Annotated in this window: 14 protein-coding genes; 12 read left to right on the top strand and 2 right to left on the bottom strand. The window is 46.5% G+C overall.

The window, feature by feature from the left end:
• The first annotated feature begins 2 nt into the window (after positions 1-2).
• From AWU77_RS05055 to AWU77_RS05000, 12 genes are all read left to right on the top strand, one after another.
• Entirely contained in the window at positions 3-851 is an 849-nt protein-coding gene (locus AWU77_RS05055; protein WP_062059956.1) for a uroporphyrinogen-III synthase, read from the top strand.
• A gap of 4 nt (positions 852-855) precedes the next feature.
• Positions 856-1953 (top strand): uroporphyrinogen-III C-methyltransferase, encoded by a 1098-nt coding sequence (locus AWU77_RS05050; RefSeq protein ID WP_062059955.1) that lies wholly within the window; start codon positions 856-858, stop codon positions 1951-1953.
• A complete protein-coding gene (locus tag AWU77_RS05045; protein WP_062059954.1) occupies positions 1953-3176 on the top strand; it encodes a heme biosynthesis protein HemY in 1224 nt (407 codons plus the stop codon). The genes AWU77_RS05050 and AWU77_RS05045 overlap by 1 nt, the downstream gene beginning before the upstream one ends.
• A gap of 57 nt (positions 3177-3233) precedes the next feature.
• The gene (locus AWU77_RS05040) at positions 3234-6359 is read left to right on the top strand and encodes an ATP-binding protein (RefSeq protein WP_062059953.1); all 3126 of its coding nucleotides are present in this window, start codon (positions 3234-3236) and stop codon (positions 6357-6359) included.
• Positions 6356-7144, top strand: coding sequence for a mechanosensitive ion channel family protein (locus AWU77_RS05035; protein WP_062059952.1), 789 nt, complete (start codon positions 6356-6358; stop codon positions 7142-7144). The genes AWU77_RS05040 and AWU77_RS05035 overlap by 4 nt, the downstream gene beginning before the upstream one ends.
• 62 nt (positions 7145-7206) lie before the next feature.
• Positions 7207-8028, top strand: a complete 822-nt coding sequence (locus tag AWU77_RS05030) for an ion transporter (protein WP_062059951.1) — start codon at positions 7207-7209, stop codon at positions 8026-8028.
• A gap of 27 nt (positions 8029-8055) precedes the next feature.
• Positions 8056-8976 (top strand): mechanosensitive ion channel family protein, encoded by a 921-nt coding sequence (locus AWU77_RS05025; protein ID WP_238582309.1) that lies wholly within the window; start codon positions 8056-8058, stop codon positions 8974-8976.
• An 86-nt stretch (positions 8977-9062) separates the two neighbouring features.
• Entirely contained in the window at positions 9063-11390 is a 2328-nt protein-coding gene (pbpC, locus tag AWU77_RS05020; protein WP_238582308.1) for a penicillin-binding protein 1C, read from the top strand.
• Positions 11391-11453: 63 nt separating this feature from the next.
• Positions 11454-12143: an SDR family NAD(P)-dependent oxidoreductase gene (locus AWU77_RS05015; RefSeq protein ID WP_062059947.1), complete on the top strand. Its 690-nt coding sequence runs from the start codon at positions 11454-11456 to the stop codon at positions 12141-12143.
• A 108-nt stretch (positions 12144-12251) separates the two neighbouring features.
• Entirely contained in the window at positions 12252-13631 is a 1380-nt protein-coding gene (locus tag AWU77_RS05010; RefSeq protein WP_152625274.1) for an MATE family efflux transporter, read from the top strand.
• A gap of 33 nt (positions 13632-13664) precedes the next feature.
• A complete protein-coding gene (locus AWU77_RS05005; RefSeq protein WP_152625273.1) occupies positions 13665-14063 on the top strand; it encodes a hypothetical protein in 399 nt (132 codons plus the stop codon).
• A gap of 2 nt (positions 14064-14065) precedes the next feature.
• Complete coding sequence (locus tag AWU77_RS05000) at positions 14066-14524, top strand: GNAT family N-acetyltransferase (RefSeq protein ID WP_062059941.1); 459 nt, start codon at positions 14066-14068, stop codon at positions 14522-14524.
• A gap of 9 nt (positions 14525-14533) precedes the next feature.
• Here the strand turns inward: AWU77_RS05000 and AWU77_RS04995 are convergent, their stop codons facing one another.
• Together AWU77_RS04995 and AWU77_RS20310 are read right to left on the bottom strand one after the other, a co-directional pair.
• The gene (locus tag AWU77_RS04995) at positions 14534-14938 is read right to left on the bottom strand and encodes an MAPEG family protein (protein WP_062059939.1); all 405 of its coding nucleotides are present in this window, start codon (positions 14936-14938) and stop codon (positions 14534-14536) included.
• Positions 14939-14995: 57 nt separating this feature from the next.
• Positions 14996-15448 (bottom strand): hypothetical protein, encoded by a 453-nt coding sequence (locus tag AWU77_RS20310; protein WP_152625272.1) that lies wholly within the window; start codon positions 15446-15448, stop codon positions 14996-14998.
• Positions 15449-15769: the final 321 nt, after the last annotated feature.

The following is a 15769-nucleotide window of genomic DNA, read 5'->3' as shown; positions in this document are numbered from 1 at the left end:
CCATGGCCGATTCACCGCAAGATTATTTTATTGTTATCACCCGCCCTGATGCGCAAGCTGTACCTTGGGCTGAGCAGTTGCAAGTGTTAGGTTTTAACTGCGCGCGGGTGAATTTGCTCGATATCGTGGCGGTGAGCGACGCGGAAAAAATTCGCGCAATCAAAAATAGAATTCTGGATGTTGACCTTTACCAGAAAATTATTTTTGTCAGCCAAAATGCGGTTGATTTTGGTATGGCGTGGCTAGAGGATTATTGGCCGCAAATGCCTGTAGGCATAGATTTTTTTGCGGTAGGCGCCACCACGGCAAAAAAATTAGCGAGCTATGGCGTGGCTGTGCAAGATTTGGCGGCGAGCACTGGCGGCGGCATGACCAGTGAAGATTTATTAAGTGCGGAGCATTTACAGCAGGTCGATGGCGAAAAAATTCTTATTTTTCGCGGCTGTGGCGGGCGTGGTCATCTCGCCGATGAATTGAGCAAACGCGGCGCCAAGGTAGATTATTGTGAATTGTACGAGCGTGTTTTACCTGCGGCAGCGCAGGCCCAATTACTGCAATTAATTACCGACACAGAGGCGAGTTCTGCGCAACGGCTGGTGAGCTTACACAGCGGTGAAAGTCTGCAAAATTTGTTAGCGGTGTTGGCGCAACTTGCTCTGCCTGAACAGCAAAGAGTGCAAGCATGGATGAACAACAGTGTGTTTCTGGTGCCTAGTGCGCGCATAGTTGTGGCAGCGCAAGCAGCAGGATTGAAGCGCGTTATATGTGCCGAAAATGCCACCGATCAGGCTATGACGGCAGCCTTGCTAGAATATTGTCGCACGCAAGAGTGCATTTTATTACAGGATTAACACAGTGACTGATTCCGATACGACAACTCAACAACCTGCTGCTAGCTCTTCCGTGGCAGTGCCCGAAACAGTAAAAACGCACGTCGCCAGTTTTGCGCTGCTGTGGTTATTTGTAGTGCTGATTGTTGCAGCGGTGTGCTACGGCGCACTCTTCGTTTCGCAGCAATCCAAGAATCAACAGCAAATAATTGAAAGCTTGCGTATTCAGGTTGAGCAGCAAGCGCAGGCGACAGAAGCGCGCCAGCAAATGCTGGAAGATAGCTTGGACAAAGAGTTGGTCGAGCAGCAGTCCGCCGTGCAGGCGAGCCTGAATGATTTGGCCGCACAAGTTAATAGCAATAATGCACGCTTGCTGTCATTGTCGAGTGTCAATCGCGATGAATGGAAACTGCAGGAGGCGCAGTATCTGTTGCGTCTCGCCGACCAACGTATTTTGCTAGAGCAAGATAGTCAAAACGCACTTGCGCTGGCGCTTTCCGCCGACGATATATTGCGCGATATGGATCAGGCGGATTTAGTCGGCGTGCGCAAACTGTTGGTTGAAGAAATTGCCGTGCTCAAGCTAGCGGGTGTGATTGATAGGGAAGGTATCTATCTGCGCTTGTCTGCCCTGTCCAATCAAATCGAAGCTATTCCTTTTATTGAGCCCCTAGGCAGTCAGGAGCAATTACTGGAAGAAGCTGAAGTGCCGGCAGAAGAAACCCTAAAACAAAAAATTACGCGCAATGTTTACGATCTGTTGCATAAGCTGAGCTCCTATGTGCGGGTGCGCGATCACGGCAAAACGATTAATGCAGTACTGCCGCCTGCGGAGCAAAAATATTTGCAGCAAAATTTGCGTTTGATGCTGGAGCAAGCGCAAGTTGCACTCCTGCGCAATGAAGAAAATATTTATCTGGAAAGCTTAGTAAAAGCCCAAAATTGGATAAATCAATATTACAGTTTGAATGAAAAGGCGACTGCCGTATTGCAAGAATTAGAGGCGTTGCAGCAGGAAGAGATTTCTCCTGAGCTAACTAATTTCAGCAACTCCACTGCCGCCTTGACCGAATACATCGCCAAGCGGGAAAAAATGGCCGCAGCACGTCGCGGGGTGCGCTAATGAGACGTCGTCTGTTAAAAGCCATTTTCTTTCTACTCATTGCCTGCGGTCTGGTGTTTTTTCTCTGGCGCGGCGACGGCTATCTGTTAATTGCATACGGCACTAAAACTATCGAGATGACCCTGTGGGTCGCTGCCTTAGCTCTTGTGTTGTTGTATGTCGCCTTCTGGTTTGTGCGTAAATTTTTGCTCGGCAGTGTAGAGATGGTGCGTCGTTTCCGTGAAATGTTTTTATTTGGCAGTGTTGAGCGCGCACAAAAACGTGCGGCAACAGGAATGGTTGATTATCTAACGGGTGATTGGCTGGCAGCTCATAAAAAACTAGTGCGTACCCTCGACAAAGTGGAATACCCCTTGGCTAACTATATTGCCGCTGCGCGCAGCAGTTTTGAAATGGGCGATGAAGCTGAAGCAGACAATATTCTAGACAAAGCACTCACGCTTGCGCACAGCGAGTTGCCTGTAGCACTCACTCGTGCACGGTTGCATGTGCAGTCTGGCCGCTACGAAAAAGCTATTGAAATTCTAAAGCCCATCGATATCAAAATGCCACGGCAGGCGGCGGTATTGGATTTGATGCACCATGTCTACATCGCGCAGAAAAATTGGCGCGCGCTAGAAGATATGTTTCCCGCTATGCGCAAGGCGAAAGTGCTATCAAATGTAGAATTTGAAGAGTTAGAGGTATTGCTCGCCTGCGAAAAAATGAAGGCGCAGAGTGCACAAAGTAAATCCTTGTTGATCGCTGAGCGTTTGCCTGCACTGCAAACCTTGTGGAAATCCTATTCGCGCGGCGTGCAAAAGCGACCGGCGGTAATTACAGCCTATGCCCAAGCTTTGGTTGAGAACTATCAAGATCAGGAAGCGGAAGTGATTGTGCGTAAAGCGCTTGCTAGTAGCTGGTATGAGCCTTTAGTAGGCCTCTATGGGCGATTGCAGGTAAAAGAAATTCACAGCCAGATTCGCACCCTCGAAGGTTGGCTCAAGAACAATCCGCAAGACCCAACACTATTGCTCAGTATGGGGCGCGCTATGTTACGCAATCAACAATGGGAATTGGCGCGAGAGTATTTTCAGCGCAGTTTGAATCTGCAAAAAAGTATGGAGGCGAGTATGGAGTTGAGTAATCTTATGGAGAAGATGGGCGAGCATCAGCGCGCCAACGAATACTATCGCCTAAGTGTTGAGCTGGCGGGACAGCACCAAGAGTCTAATAAAGGCTGATAATGGTTATTGGCAGAATGTTTTCAATATGCCGGGTTGTAAACAGAGAGTATTGGAATGATAAAAAAAACGGCATTGGCTCTTATTTATATTCTGTTGGTGCAAATCAATATTGCGACATCTGCAACGGCAGAAACTCTAGCAACATCCCCCTCAGTATCTAATTTTCATTCATCCTCTGCTGGGCAAGCCCTCACACTTGCGCAGCAGATTGTTGTATTGGAAAAATTCTATCAAAAAAAACTAGTAGGTATTGAATCCTTAGGCGGGGTAATGCCTACCCCGTGGCTAACGGAAAATTTTTCTGCGAAAAAAGAGCGAAAAATTGCCGAAGAACAATTAACGCAATTGTTGTCGCAGCAAGCTGCTGTATCTCTTTCTACTGAGCGGCGTGCTGAACTCAAAGAAGCTATTTTGTTGTGGCAATTAAAATTGCAGTGGCTGAAATATTCTGCGCCACAGCGCAAGCAATTGGTTATGGAGGCGCAAGCTAAAGCCTTGGCATTGCGCACCCAGGTTCAAGCTGAAGCAGCTATGACTCAGGCTGACGAGGTGACGCGAGAATCGAACGATAATAAACAAGCTATCAGTGGCGCGATTGAGCGCAGTCAGTCTGCCCGTGAAACTCAATTGTTAGAGTCGCAACTAGCCCTTGAAGATGCGATGGGTGAAATAGGTTTGCAACTTCGGCAGCTCGCGCAAGCTAAAAAAATATTTGCCCGCGATATAGATGAGTGGCGGCAAGAATCCGCAAAATTGAGTGGCCTATCTGCCCCGGCGAATACTCAGGAGGAGTTTACCAGCGCACGTTATCTGCAGCGTAATGAAATAAGGATGTTGTTGCGCAAGTTGTTGTATTCAAGCAATGACCGCCTTTGGAGTCGGGCAGATTTTTTTGCCCATTATGAGGGGATCAATGAAAACGATTGGAGTCCAAGGCTTTCTATATCTTCACTGCAAATTGAAGAGCAAGATTCGGAGCAAGCGCAGACGCTGATTTTTGCTTTGCAAGAAAAACATTTGGTATTGATTGCGCGAGCTAAAGAATTAAAGCGCGAGCGCGAAACCTTACTACATGAAGTGCTGCGCTGGAATCAACAGCAGCGCGATGAGTTGCTGGCATTGCGCGGCGTTATTATTGGCCAATTTATCGAAGAGGGCGCGTATCAATTAGGCAATACGGAACCCTTGTGGCTGGAACTAAAAACCTTGGCGACACGCACCTCATTTGCCCTCTGGTCTATGCAGTATGGTTGGTGGCGGGAGTCGTCCACGGGTGTATTTGCGGTGAGCAATCTTGCGCATCTGGTCAATTTGCTGTTGTTGTTGTTTTTAACCACTATATTATTAATCAAAAAAGCCCCGCTGCTTGCTTCCCTGCGCAAACGTTTAAATAGTCGTGCCCAAACAGAATCTATGCGTCGTCTGCTGTCGTTGGTGTTTGATCTGTTTAGATATTTTTACGTGTTTCTAGTGTTAATCCTGATGGGCAAATTGGTGATTGATTTTATCGCCAGCTTGGGTTTTTCACCCATTCTCGAACTCTTGCCTATCTATGACCATTTAGTCTTGTTTTTTTTAATGTCGGGCGCGTTAAATTATTTTGTGCCGCTGCTCAGTTTGCGCAATTCAACTGCGCTCAACGAAAAAACTCAAGCGATCGAAGGTGCATTGACTCTGTTGCCTAAGGTGCTGCTCTATTACTGGTTAGTCGCTGGCTTGGTGGAGCTGGTGCTGTTTAAAATTTTAAATGTAAATTTACTGCAACTTTATTTGGTCACGCTCTTAAAGCTCGGCTGTTTTGTGGCGATGTATATTGCGATTGCACGCCATATACAGCAGTGGCGCCTTATTGGCATTCCTATAGTAAAAGATACTCGCTGGGCAAAGTTAATTGCTGAATCCCGTGGTCGCTGGTGGGAGCCTTTGGTGTTATTGGTTAGCGGTGGCTTGGGTGTGTATCGTCTATTGTGGGATTTATTGTCTGCACGCCTGTCTGAGCTTGATATGACGCGCAGCTTGCAGGCAACTCTGAGTCGCGCAATTTTGGAGCGACAAAAACCGCGCTTACTTCTACATGAAACGCTCAATGAAATGCCTGCTAGTTATCGCGATTTGTTTGATTATCGGCAGCGCATTGCGGGTGATGCCTATGTCAAACGCCCCGAGCAGGATGAGCAATTACAGGTTGTCTATCGCGAATGGAAAAGCACGGGTATAGGTGCGCGAGTTATTATCAGTGGTGACCGCGGAGTTGGTAAGTCGGCGCTAATCAATCATTTTTTAGAACAGGTAGAAAGTGCGGAAGTAAGGCAGTTAGACCTGAATCCAGCGATGGCAAATATAGAACTACTGCAAACCTATTTGAATAAAAGTTTCCCGCTTGTCGATGGCAGTGAGAGTGAGAAATTAAGTGAGCGAATTGATCAGTTACCACCGTCGATTATAGTTGCCGAAAACATAGAAAATTTACTGTTGCGTAAGATTGGCGGGTTTGAAGCGATTACCTTATTGATCGATATTATTTTGCACACCTCGGCACGCCATTTGTGGCTGGTTAGTTGTAATTCCTATTCCTGGACTATCGCAAAACAGGGGGTGCGCGGCATTGACTGTTTTACTGATGCCATTGATATGGAAGGCATGAGTGAAGAGGAGGTGGCGCGTATGGTCATGGAGCGTCATGCGCTGGCGCATACGCGCAAACCTGATTTTACCCAGTTGCAATTTTCGGCAAAAAGCAAAAAGTATGTTCGCTCTGCGGAAGGCAATCAAAAGGCGCAACAATTATATTTCCGTATTTTGTGGAGCTATACCCGCGGCAACCCACGCCATGCACTCTACCATTGGAAAAATTCGTTGGTATGGGAAAAAGATCAGGTTGCCGTGCAACTATTTGCCGTGCCGCAACAAAAAATTTTGGAGCGTTTGCAAGATGGATCACTCATGTTGTTGGCCGCACTGATTGAGCACAATGGCCTTACGCTCACCGGTTTGGGTGAGGTGATGAACACAACGGAGACTATTGCGCTGCGCCGAATTGAAGAAATTTCATCTTATTCAATGGTGTATGCGGTTGATGATGCAGATGGCGAAAGCTGGCACGTAGACAGTTTCTGGTTTAAATCGGTAGAGAATTATCTGGTGAAAAGACAGTTTCTGTTTCATGGAGGTAAGCTGTGAACCCCAATCCCTCAGAGTTATTTGAAGCTTTTGATTTCTCGCGCATCAGTCTCTCGCTGATTGTCATAATAGTTTCATTGATTATTGCCAAAGCGGCTAAAATTTTTAGCAGCCGCATGAGTAAAGCCTTTCCTGATTATCGCTTGCGCATTGAACAGAGCATTACAGTGGTAAATTTTGTGTTGATTATCGGTTCGGTAGCGCTCGCCATTTTTTTATTGTTTCGCTCTAAAGAAGCGGCGATTGCGATTGGTGGCTCAATTGGTTTGGCGTTTGCGATTGGTGCAAAAGATGTGGCGGCATCGCTGCTCTCCGGTTTTATCATTATGTTTGATCGCTCGTTTCGCGTGGGCGACCGGGTTAAATTTGGCGATATCTATGGCGATGTACTATCCATTGGTGTGCGTTCAACCCGTATTCGCACGCTGGACGACTCGATTGTCACTGTACCCAATAGCCAGTTTATGAATATGCCGGTCACCTCGGCCAATGCCGGTGCGCTCGATATGCAGGTGGAAGTGGAAATTTTTATCGCACCCGATAATGACTTTATGCTGGTAAAAAAATTAGTGCGTGAGGCTGCCATTTCCAGTCGCTGCATTTATTTGGAAAAACCAATTGTGGTACTGCTGAAGGATCAAGTCGCGGAAAATATGTTTTTTACCCGCGTCTTACTTAAAGCTTATGTGTTGGATGTGACCTATGAAAAGCGCTTTGAGTCGGAAGTAATTGAGCGCCTGCATCTCGCCTTTAACGAACATAACATTCGCTGGCCAAATCAATAGCCTGTTTAGGTTCACCAGCCTTCCTTTAGTGTAATTATCCTTTTTGATTTATTGAGTGTGTTATGACTGAGCCACTACGTGATCGCATCTATACCATTATTTTTGGAACAGATACTCCGGCAGGAAAGCTGTTTGATGTGGTATTGATCTATACCATTTTGCTGAGTGTTGCTGCGCTAATGCTCGATTCAATTGAAGTCATCAATCAGCGCTTTAGTTTGTATCTTAAAATTGCAGAGTGGACCTTTACTGCGCTCTTTACCTTGGAGTACGTCACGCGCATCTATTGTTCGCAAAATCGGTGGCAGTACATTAAAAGTGTATATGGCATAGTGGATTTGCTCTCTATATTGCCTTCGTATCTAGGGTTATTTTTTGCCGATATCACTTATCTGTTAATTATTCGCTTGCTGCGGGTCTTGCGTATTTTTCGCGTACTGAAGTTGATTAATTATTTAAATGAAGCCAATGTTCTGATTCGTGCATTGTTTCAGTCGCGCCGAAAAATATCAGTATTTTTCTTTGTGGTGATTGTGTTTGCTACTATTTTTGGCTCAATCATGTATGTAGTTGAGGGGCCTGCTAATGGTTTTACCAGTATTCCGCGCAGCATCTATTGGACTATAGTCACTATTACAACTGTAGGTTATGGCGATATCACACCGCAAACCCCACTAGGGCAAGTAGTTGCATCGCTGGCGATGTTGACGGGTTATTCGATTATCGCCGTGCCTACCGGTATTTTAACGGCGGAATTAGCCCGTGAAATGCGCAATGATGAGCTGTTAATTAAATGTTCTAACTGTGGCAAAAAAGGTCACGAGCAAGCAGCCGATTATTGTTCCCGCTGCGGCAGTGAGTTAAACAACCCTGCCGAAAATTAATGCTTTCTAAACTGAGATATTCTATTTGTGGATAATTTTCTTATGGATACGCTGGCGAGCAGTTTAAAAATAATGCAGCAAATTATGGATATTAGTCTGATAGAAATGGATGACTATAACCTAAAAGTCAGCGGCTTTTTATTTGCTATTTTTCTATTCTTTGCAGTGTTGTTTGGCAGCAAGATATTGCAGAGAGTATTACAACGCGTTTTTTCTGCATCCCATCGCACCACGCCAGCGCAAGTCTATACCTTAACTCGCATCATTCATTATGTAATGATCGGTTTGGCGATTATTCTCACTGGCTCGGCGCTTGGTTTAAATTTCAGTAAGTTGACCTTGATCGCCGGTGCGCTATCGGTTGGTATAGGGTTTGGTTTGCAAAATGTAGTGAGCAATTTTATCTCTGGCATTATGATTTTGTTTGAAAAATCATTAAAGATCGGCGATTTAATTGAGCTAGAGTCGGGCGTGTTTGGTGAAGTAATAGAAATTAACATCCGCAGTACTTTGATTCGCACGTCAGACAATGTAGATATTCTGGTGCCCAACTCGGAATTTGTCAGTGGCAGAGTTACTAACTGGACACTTACCGATGCAGTGCGCCGTTTTCGCATTCCGTTTGGTGTTGCCTATGGCAGCGATAAAAATCTGGTGCGCACTGCCGCATTGGAAGCAGCGCATTCAGTGAGCTGGACATTAAATGACGAAGCTACCAACCGTTTGCCTTCGGTGTGGATGACGGGTTTTGGTGATAGCAGCTTGAATTTTGTATTAGCAGTTTGGGTAAGTGCCGATGTGGTGAAACGCCCGAGTTCGATGACATCTGATTATTTATGGGCGTTGGATGATGCGTTTCGCAAGTATAAAATTGAGATTCCGTTTCCGCAGCAGGACCTACACATCAAATCCTCCCCTTTTATCATAGGCTCGCCACCGAAAAATTAATTAACAATTAAATGAACATGCGAGCAGATGAAAAAAAGCGCCCCGCAATAAAGGGGCGCTTTAGGTCGCGCTACTGGCGCGGTCTAGTGGTAATCGCTGTCACAATATTTTCTGCGTTGTCATTTGCGCCGCTGCCTCCCGCGTTACAACAACAATCTTATGCCACGTTATTGCTCGCGCGCGATGGCAGCTTATTGGGTGCGACTATTGCTGCAGATCAGCAGTGGCGCTTTGCACCGGTAGAATCCCTGCCCGATAAATACCATAAAGCACTGTTGTTATTTGAGGATCAATATTTTTATCGCCACCCGGGCATTAATCCGTTGGCGATTGCGCGCGCTCTGCGTGGAAATTTTTCGGCGGGAACCGTCACCAGTGGCGGCAGCACAATCACCATGCAGCTGGCGCGCTTATTGCGCCAGGAAAACTATCGCCAGCAAGATAAAAATAAACCCGCGCGCAACCTGTGGAGTAAAACGGCAGAGGCACTGCGTGCGCTGCAATTGGAGTGGCGTTTTACCAAAGAGGAGCTATTAATCCACTACGCGAGCCATGCACCTTTTGGCGGCAATATTGTGGGTTTGCGCGCGGCGGCTTGGCGTTATTTTGGCAGGCCACCGGAAAATTTATCCTGGGCGGAATCGGCGCTGTTGGCGGTGTTGCCCAATAGCCCGGCAATGATTCATCCGGGGCGCCAGCGCGAAAAATTAAAACAAAAGCGCGATCGGTTATTGCATCGTTTGCATCAGCGCAATTATTTTTCTGATTTGGATTTGCGGTTGGCGCTGTTAGAGCCGCTGCCGGAAAAGCCACAATCCCTACCGCAATTAGCGCCGCATTTATTGGCGACCTTAAAACAACAATATCCTTCGCAATTTGTATTAGGCAGCAGCATTGACCTGTTTGCGCAGCGCAGTGCGCAGCAAATTGTGGCGCGCCACAGTGCGCGCCTGGCCAATGAAGGGGTAAATAATATTGCATTGGTATTAATTGATCATGAAAAAATGGAGACGGTTGCCTATATAGGCAATGAAGCCTGGCAGCAACAACAGCGCTATGCGCCTAATTTGGATATAGTTCAGCGCCCGCGTTCTACCGGCAGTATTTTAAAGCCATTGTTGTACGGCTTAATGTTGCAGGACGGTGAATTGGCGCCCACCAGTTTGATTGCCGATATTCCCACTCAATTTGGCGGCTATAGCCCAAAAAATTACGACCGCAGTTTTCGCGGTGCAGTACCGGCGCAATTTGCTTTAGCGCACTCGCTTAATATTCCCGCTGTGCGTATGTTGCGCGATTATGGCATTGGAAAATTTCAACAAAAATTACAAGCCATGGGTATGAGCACTTTATTTCGCCCGGCGGATGATTATGGCCTCACTTTAATCTTGGGTGGTGCAGAAGGCACGTTGTGGGAATTAACCAGCATTTACGCGCGGCTTGCGGCCGGCGCACGTGACGGCGATAAACAACAGTTTATGCCCCATCTTTTACTGAATGAAAAAAGCCAGTTTGCCAAAACGATCATGAAACAGGGTGCCGCTTGGTTGACTTTGCAAGCGTTGATCGATGTGGCGCGCCCAGGTAATGATAATTACTGGCGCGATTTTTCTGGCAGCCAAACTATTGCGTGGAAAACCGGTACCAGTTATGGCTTGCGCGATGCCTGGGCGATTGGCAGCAACGGGCGTTATACGCTCGGCGTTTGGGTGGGCAATGCGGGCGGTGAACCGGCGAGTTTTATTAGCGGGCAAAGCAGCGCCGCACCGATTTTATTTGATCTGTTTGATGCGCTGCCCAGTGTGAATTGGTTTAATAAACCCGCGCAGGCGTTAAAAACAATTTCTGTTTGTGCTGACGATGGTTATCTCGCAGGAAATCAATGTGCTGCCATCGATAAAGAAATTCCCATTACCAGCCATTTTGATAAGGTCACACCCAATCATCGCCGAATCCATTTAGATCAAGCGCAACAATTTCGTGTGCATGCGCGCTGTGAAAGTATTAACAAGATGAGTGCGCAGGACTGGTTTGTATTGCCACCGGTACAGGAATTTTATTGGCGCCAACATCATAGCGATTATAAAACCCTGCCGCCTTGGCGCGGCGATTGTGTTGCCGGTCTGTTGCAGGTTGATGAAGACCAGCCGATTGAATTGATTTACCCCAATGAAGAAAGCCGCATTTATATCCCCATGGATTTGGATGGAAAGCGCAGCCGCGCAATTTTAAAAGCAGTGCACCGCAATCCTGCCGCGCAATTGTATTGGCATCTCGACGATGAATTTATCGGCATAACCAAGGTTTTTCACGAGCGCGAAGTTGCGCTTGAACCCGGTGTGCATAAATTATCAATTGTCGATAAACAAGGTTACCGGCTGGAGCGTCGCTTTCGGGTGATCGGCAAAGAGTAAAGATCCAAAATTGCCCGGCATTCGTATCAGTTTAATAGGCACACAACTGATGCGAGAAAACTTATGGGGCACTATTTAATTGTTGGCGGTACACGCGGTATAGGCGCAGCACTCGCTACCCAGCTTGTTGAGCAAGGTCATGAGGTAACTGTCTGGGCACGCAACTTGGTAGACCTGGCCGGTGCACAAGTTTTTGTTAATAATCCCGCTGAGTCTGCACCTGATCTCGCTGGTTTACCCGCTGCTTTAGATGGTGTTGTCTATTGCCCCGGTAGTATTAATCTCAAACCCTTTGCGCGTTTAACACAGGAAGATTTTCTACAGGATTTTCAAACCAATGTACTGGGCGCTGTGCGCACCATGCAAGCAGTAGCGCCCTTGTTAAAAAAATCAGAGCAGGCGAGCGTGGTGTTATTTAGCAGTGTGGCCGCTAGCCTTGGTATGCCTTTTCACGCGAGTATTGCGAGTAGCAAGGCCGCGATTGAAGGCTTGGTCAAAAGTGTAGCGGCGGAGTGGGCACCCAATATTCGCGTAAATGGTATAGCGCCTTCGTTAACCAATACCTTGCTAGCCGAAAAATTGTTAAATAGTGCGGATAAAATTGATGCAGCCGCTAAACGCCATCCGCTACAAAAACTGGGCAGCCCAGAAGATATTGCCGCAATGGCGGCATTTTTATTATCGCCACAAGCCAGCTGGATCACCGGGCAAATTTTGCATATTGATGGCGGTATGTCTGCGTTAAAAACATAATCTCTCCCTGATATGCGCAGCCGCCTTACCACTTTTTAACAATTGTCTGCACCAAGAAGCTTTATACTGCGAGCGTATTATTTGTGCTCTCACTGTCAGGTGTCTCTCTTGGTCGCATCCCCCGCATTAATTTCCCTTACCGATAAGCGCGCATTTTGGCGTGCGGTTATTTTGTTATCCCTGCCTGTAGCTGCGCAAATGTTGCTGCAGTCGCTATTGGGTATGGCCGATGTAATTATGGTCGGCGATTTGGGTTCCACTGCGATAGCCGCCGTGGGCTTGGCCGCAAAAATTCATTTTCTATTATTGGTGTTGATGAGCGGCCTGGCGACGGGCTGCAGCATTTTGGTCGCGCAATATATTGGTGCGAAAGATTTTACCAGTTGTCAGCGCACGCTGGCGGTGACGCTGTTAGTAGGCACACTGGTGATGATTCCGTTTGCGCTGGTGTTTGGTTTTGCCTCTACTACTTGGGTGGGTTGGATTAATCCCGATGAAACGGTTGTAGCGCTCGCTGCGCAATATCTCATCATCACCGCGCCGGCGTTATTGTTTACCCAGTGGATTGTAATTTACGAGGCATCGCTGCGCGCATTGGGCAGCACTACTATGCCTCTAGTCGCCGGAGTATTTGCAGCGGCGCTCAATATTTTGGGTAACTATGCACTGATCGGTGGCAACTGGGGTTTTCCTGCGCTGGGTGTTGCCGGTGCCGCTTGGGCAACATTGGGTTCTCGCGCTTTGCAGTTGTTGATTGTAGTGGGCTGGGTCTATGCCAAAAAACACGGCTTTGCGTTAAACCTTGCGCAATTGCGCATGGGCTTGGATAAAACACAAATTCATCGCTATCTCGCCTTCTCATTGCCGTTGGTGGCTAACTATGCGATTTGGGCCGTGGGCAATTCTACCTATCATTTGGTCACTGGTTTTGCAGGCACCGAAGCGCTCGCAGTGATGGGTGTCATTGTACCGATTGAAAGTGCATTTTTTGCGTTGTTTGTCGGCCTAGCCAATGCCTCTGCAGTATTAATCGGCCGTGAACTGGGCGCAGGGAATAATGACACCGCATGGCAACTGCATAAATTTTTTGATCGCATCACCTTTGCCTTGCTTATTATTTTTTGCACCGCACTTTGGTTTGCGCGCCCGCTAATGCTGCATATTTTTGATCAGCTGGATGCAACATCTACCGAATTATTATTTAACACCCTCGGAGTGTTTTGTTTGTTGGTGTGGGTAAAAATTATTAATATGATGCGTATTATCGGCGTGCTGCGCGCCGGTGGCGATAATCGTTTCACCTTGATAACCGACACCATCGTTATGTGGGTATTTGGCTTGCCCATTTATATCGCCGTGGTTTTTCTCACTAAAATATCGTTTGTTTATATTTATGCGCTGATGTTTTTAGAAGATGGGTTGAAGTTTATTCCGGTGATTAAACGTATTGCTAGCCGCAAATGGATGAATAATTTAACGCAGCCATAATTACACATGGCGCTTGGTTTGCTGGGGATCAAAATGCACAGACTTAATCTGCTGGATGCCTGGATTCTATTGGCTATCTATCGCGCTGGAAAACAGCACAAGCTTGACTATGCGGCAATAGTGTCCTGCTTGCCCGATGTATCCCTGCCGGTTCCAACACATCAAGAGTTTAAAAATGCCTACAATAAATTTCTCTATATTAAATTTATTGTGGCCGATGGCGCTAACACGGCGCTTTCGCCAGCAGCGCAGCAACTGGTTGAAAGCAGCATGCCCATCGCTGCGACTACTGCCAACGCAATAGGCTGGGTAGAGGCATTAAACAAAACATTGTCGATTTATAAATTTAGCAGCATCTGTAATCGCCACGAGTGGCAAGAAGATCAGTATGCGCATGGGCTTGAATTGTTAACTGAAACTACAAGGAGATAAATGTGTTAATTAAAATTGATGACCTGAGCGGCCCAGAAGTTGCGCAAATATTAATGGAACATCTGGAGGATATGTACGCCGTATCGCCACCGGAAAGTGTACACGCGCTCGACTTGAACAAGCTGCGCCAGCCCAATATCACCTTCTGGTCAGTATGGGACGGCACACAGCTGGCAGGCTGCGGTGCAATCAAAGAATTTGAATTGGGGCATGCTGAAATTAAATCCATGCGCACTGCTAACGCGTATCGCGGCAAAGGTGTGGCAGTAAAATTGATGGAGCATATTTTGGCTGTAGCCGCAGAGCGAAAATATCATCGCTTGAGTTTGGAAACCGGAACCCAGGAATTTTTTCTCCCCGCCAGAAAACTCTATGAGCGTTTCGGTTTTGAATACTGCGGGCCATTCGGCGATTACAAAGAAGATCCTTACAGTGCGTTTATGACTAGAGCGATTGTGTGAATGGACTTTTTAGCCAAAAAAATCTAGCGCCAAAACCAACCACATACACATAACCGCAACAAAATTAATAGTAAAAATAAGGCCGCGCAGGCGAATGTTTGTGGTAAAGATTTGCACAATGCTGTGAATAATTCGGCCAACTACAAACAGCCACGCAAACCATAAATAAATGGGTTGATAGAAGTCCGGGCGGGCAATTAGTAGGGTGCAGATTGCATAAAACAAAACCGGCCATTCAAATTGATTGCTCAGATTTGCGCTTGCTCTAGGTTCAATTTTAGCAAAGGGATTGGTGCCATCAGCCTTGGCACCAATGCCCCAAATTTTAGGCGCGCGCATTACCGTTAACAGCACGTAGAGCATTGCCACCCACAAAATGTGAAATAACATTGCTGCAATTAATACATCACTCATGGTGTGGCTCTGCGCAAGTTGAGCTGGTTAGTCTAGCATCCGATTAAAAAGTACCTTTTAAAAAGTACCTTTGGTATAAGTTCCTTTCATTAGTTCGCAGCTAGACTGCAAACTAGCGGCTTCATCGGCTGCTCTTTTGTAATAAAAGTAAATCGTTTTTGCGGTTTTGGTGTTATCGCACTTTGCCTGAAACGGTACAGGGCAACTGGCGAGGTAAGTGATTTTAGCCGCAGGCCCGCCCATCGCAACCGCCGCCTGAGACATGCCTTCGCACTGCGCTTTAAAATTAGCCTCGGAGAGCCCTGCATTTTGTACGCAGTCTTTAATATCCAGCTTTATACCCATCATTGTCCCTTTTCCTTCAAGCAAACAAGCTTTATTGGCGTGGGCGAGGTTGCAAAAAAACAGGACACCAATCATAGAAAGGGTAGACATTTGTATGCGCATAATGAGCCTCATATAAGGTTGTTGAGTACTCAGGCATAGTAAAACTAAAACCGTAGTTTTCAAATAGTTATTATTTTTTAGGATTTGATAATGAGATAGGCGCCAGCGCTAAACTGGCCATAACTGAAAATAAAACTCCTTTTTGCAGTCAAACTTATAGTGGATGTTGTGCTTGATTTATTTTTCGGTCTATTTAAAGCTTTGAAACGTTATGAAAATAATTTACATCCTTGCGCCTCATTTAAATTACAAACGCTACATGTGATGAAAGCTACCGAAGGTCGTAGAACGGCCAAAAGCGGACCTTGGTAACAGGAAGTTTCACTGGATTTAATGATTGTTTTAGTGCCAATCATTCCTAGTTTTCGCCGCAGCCGCTTGAAT

The sequence above is a fragment of the Cellvibrio sp. OA-2007 genome (assembly GCF_000953825.1).
Taxonomy (GTDB): domain Bacteria; phylum Pseudomonadota; class Gammaproteobacteria; order Pseudomonadales; family Cellvibrionaceae; genus Cellvibrio.
Note: the sequence above shows the minus strand (reverse complement) of the source record. Positions and strands in the feature narration are given on the sequence as shown.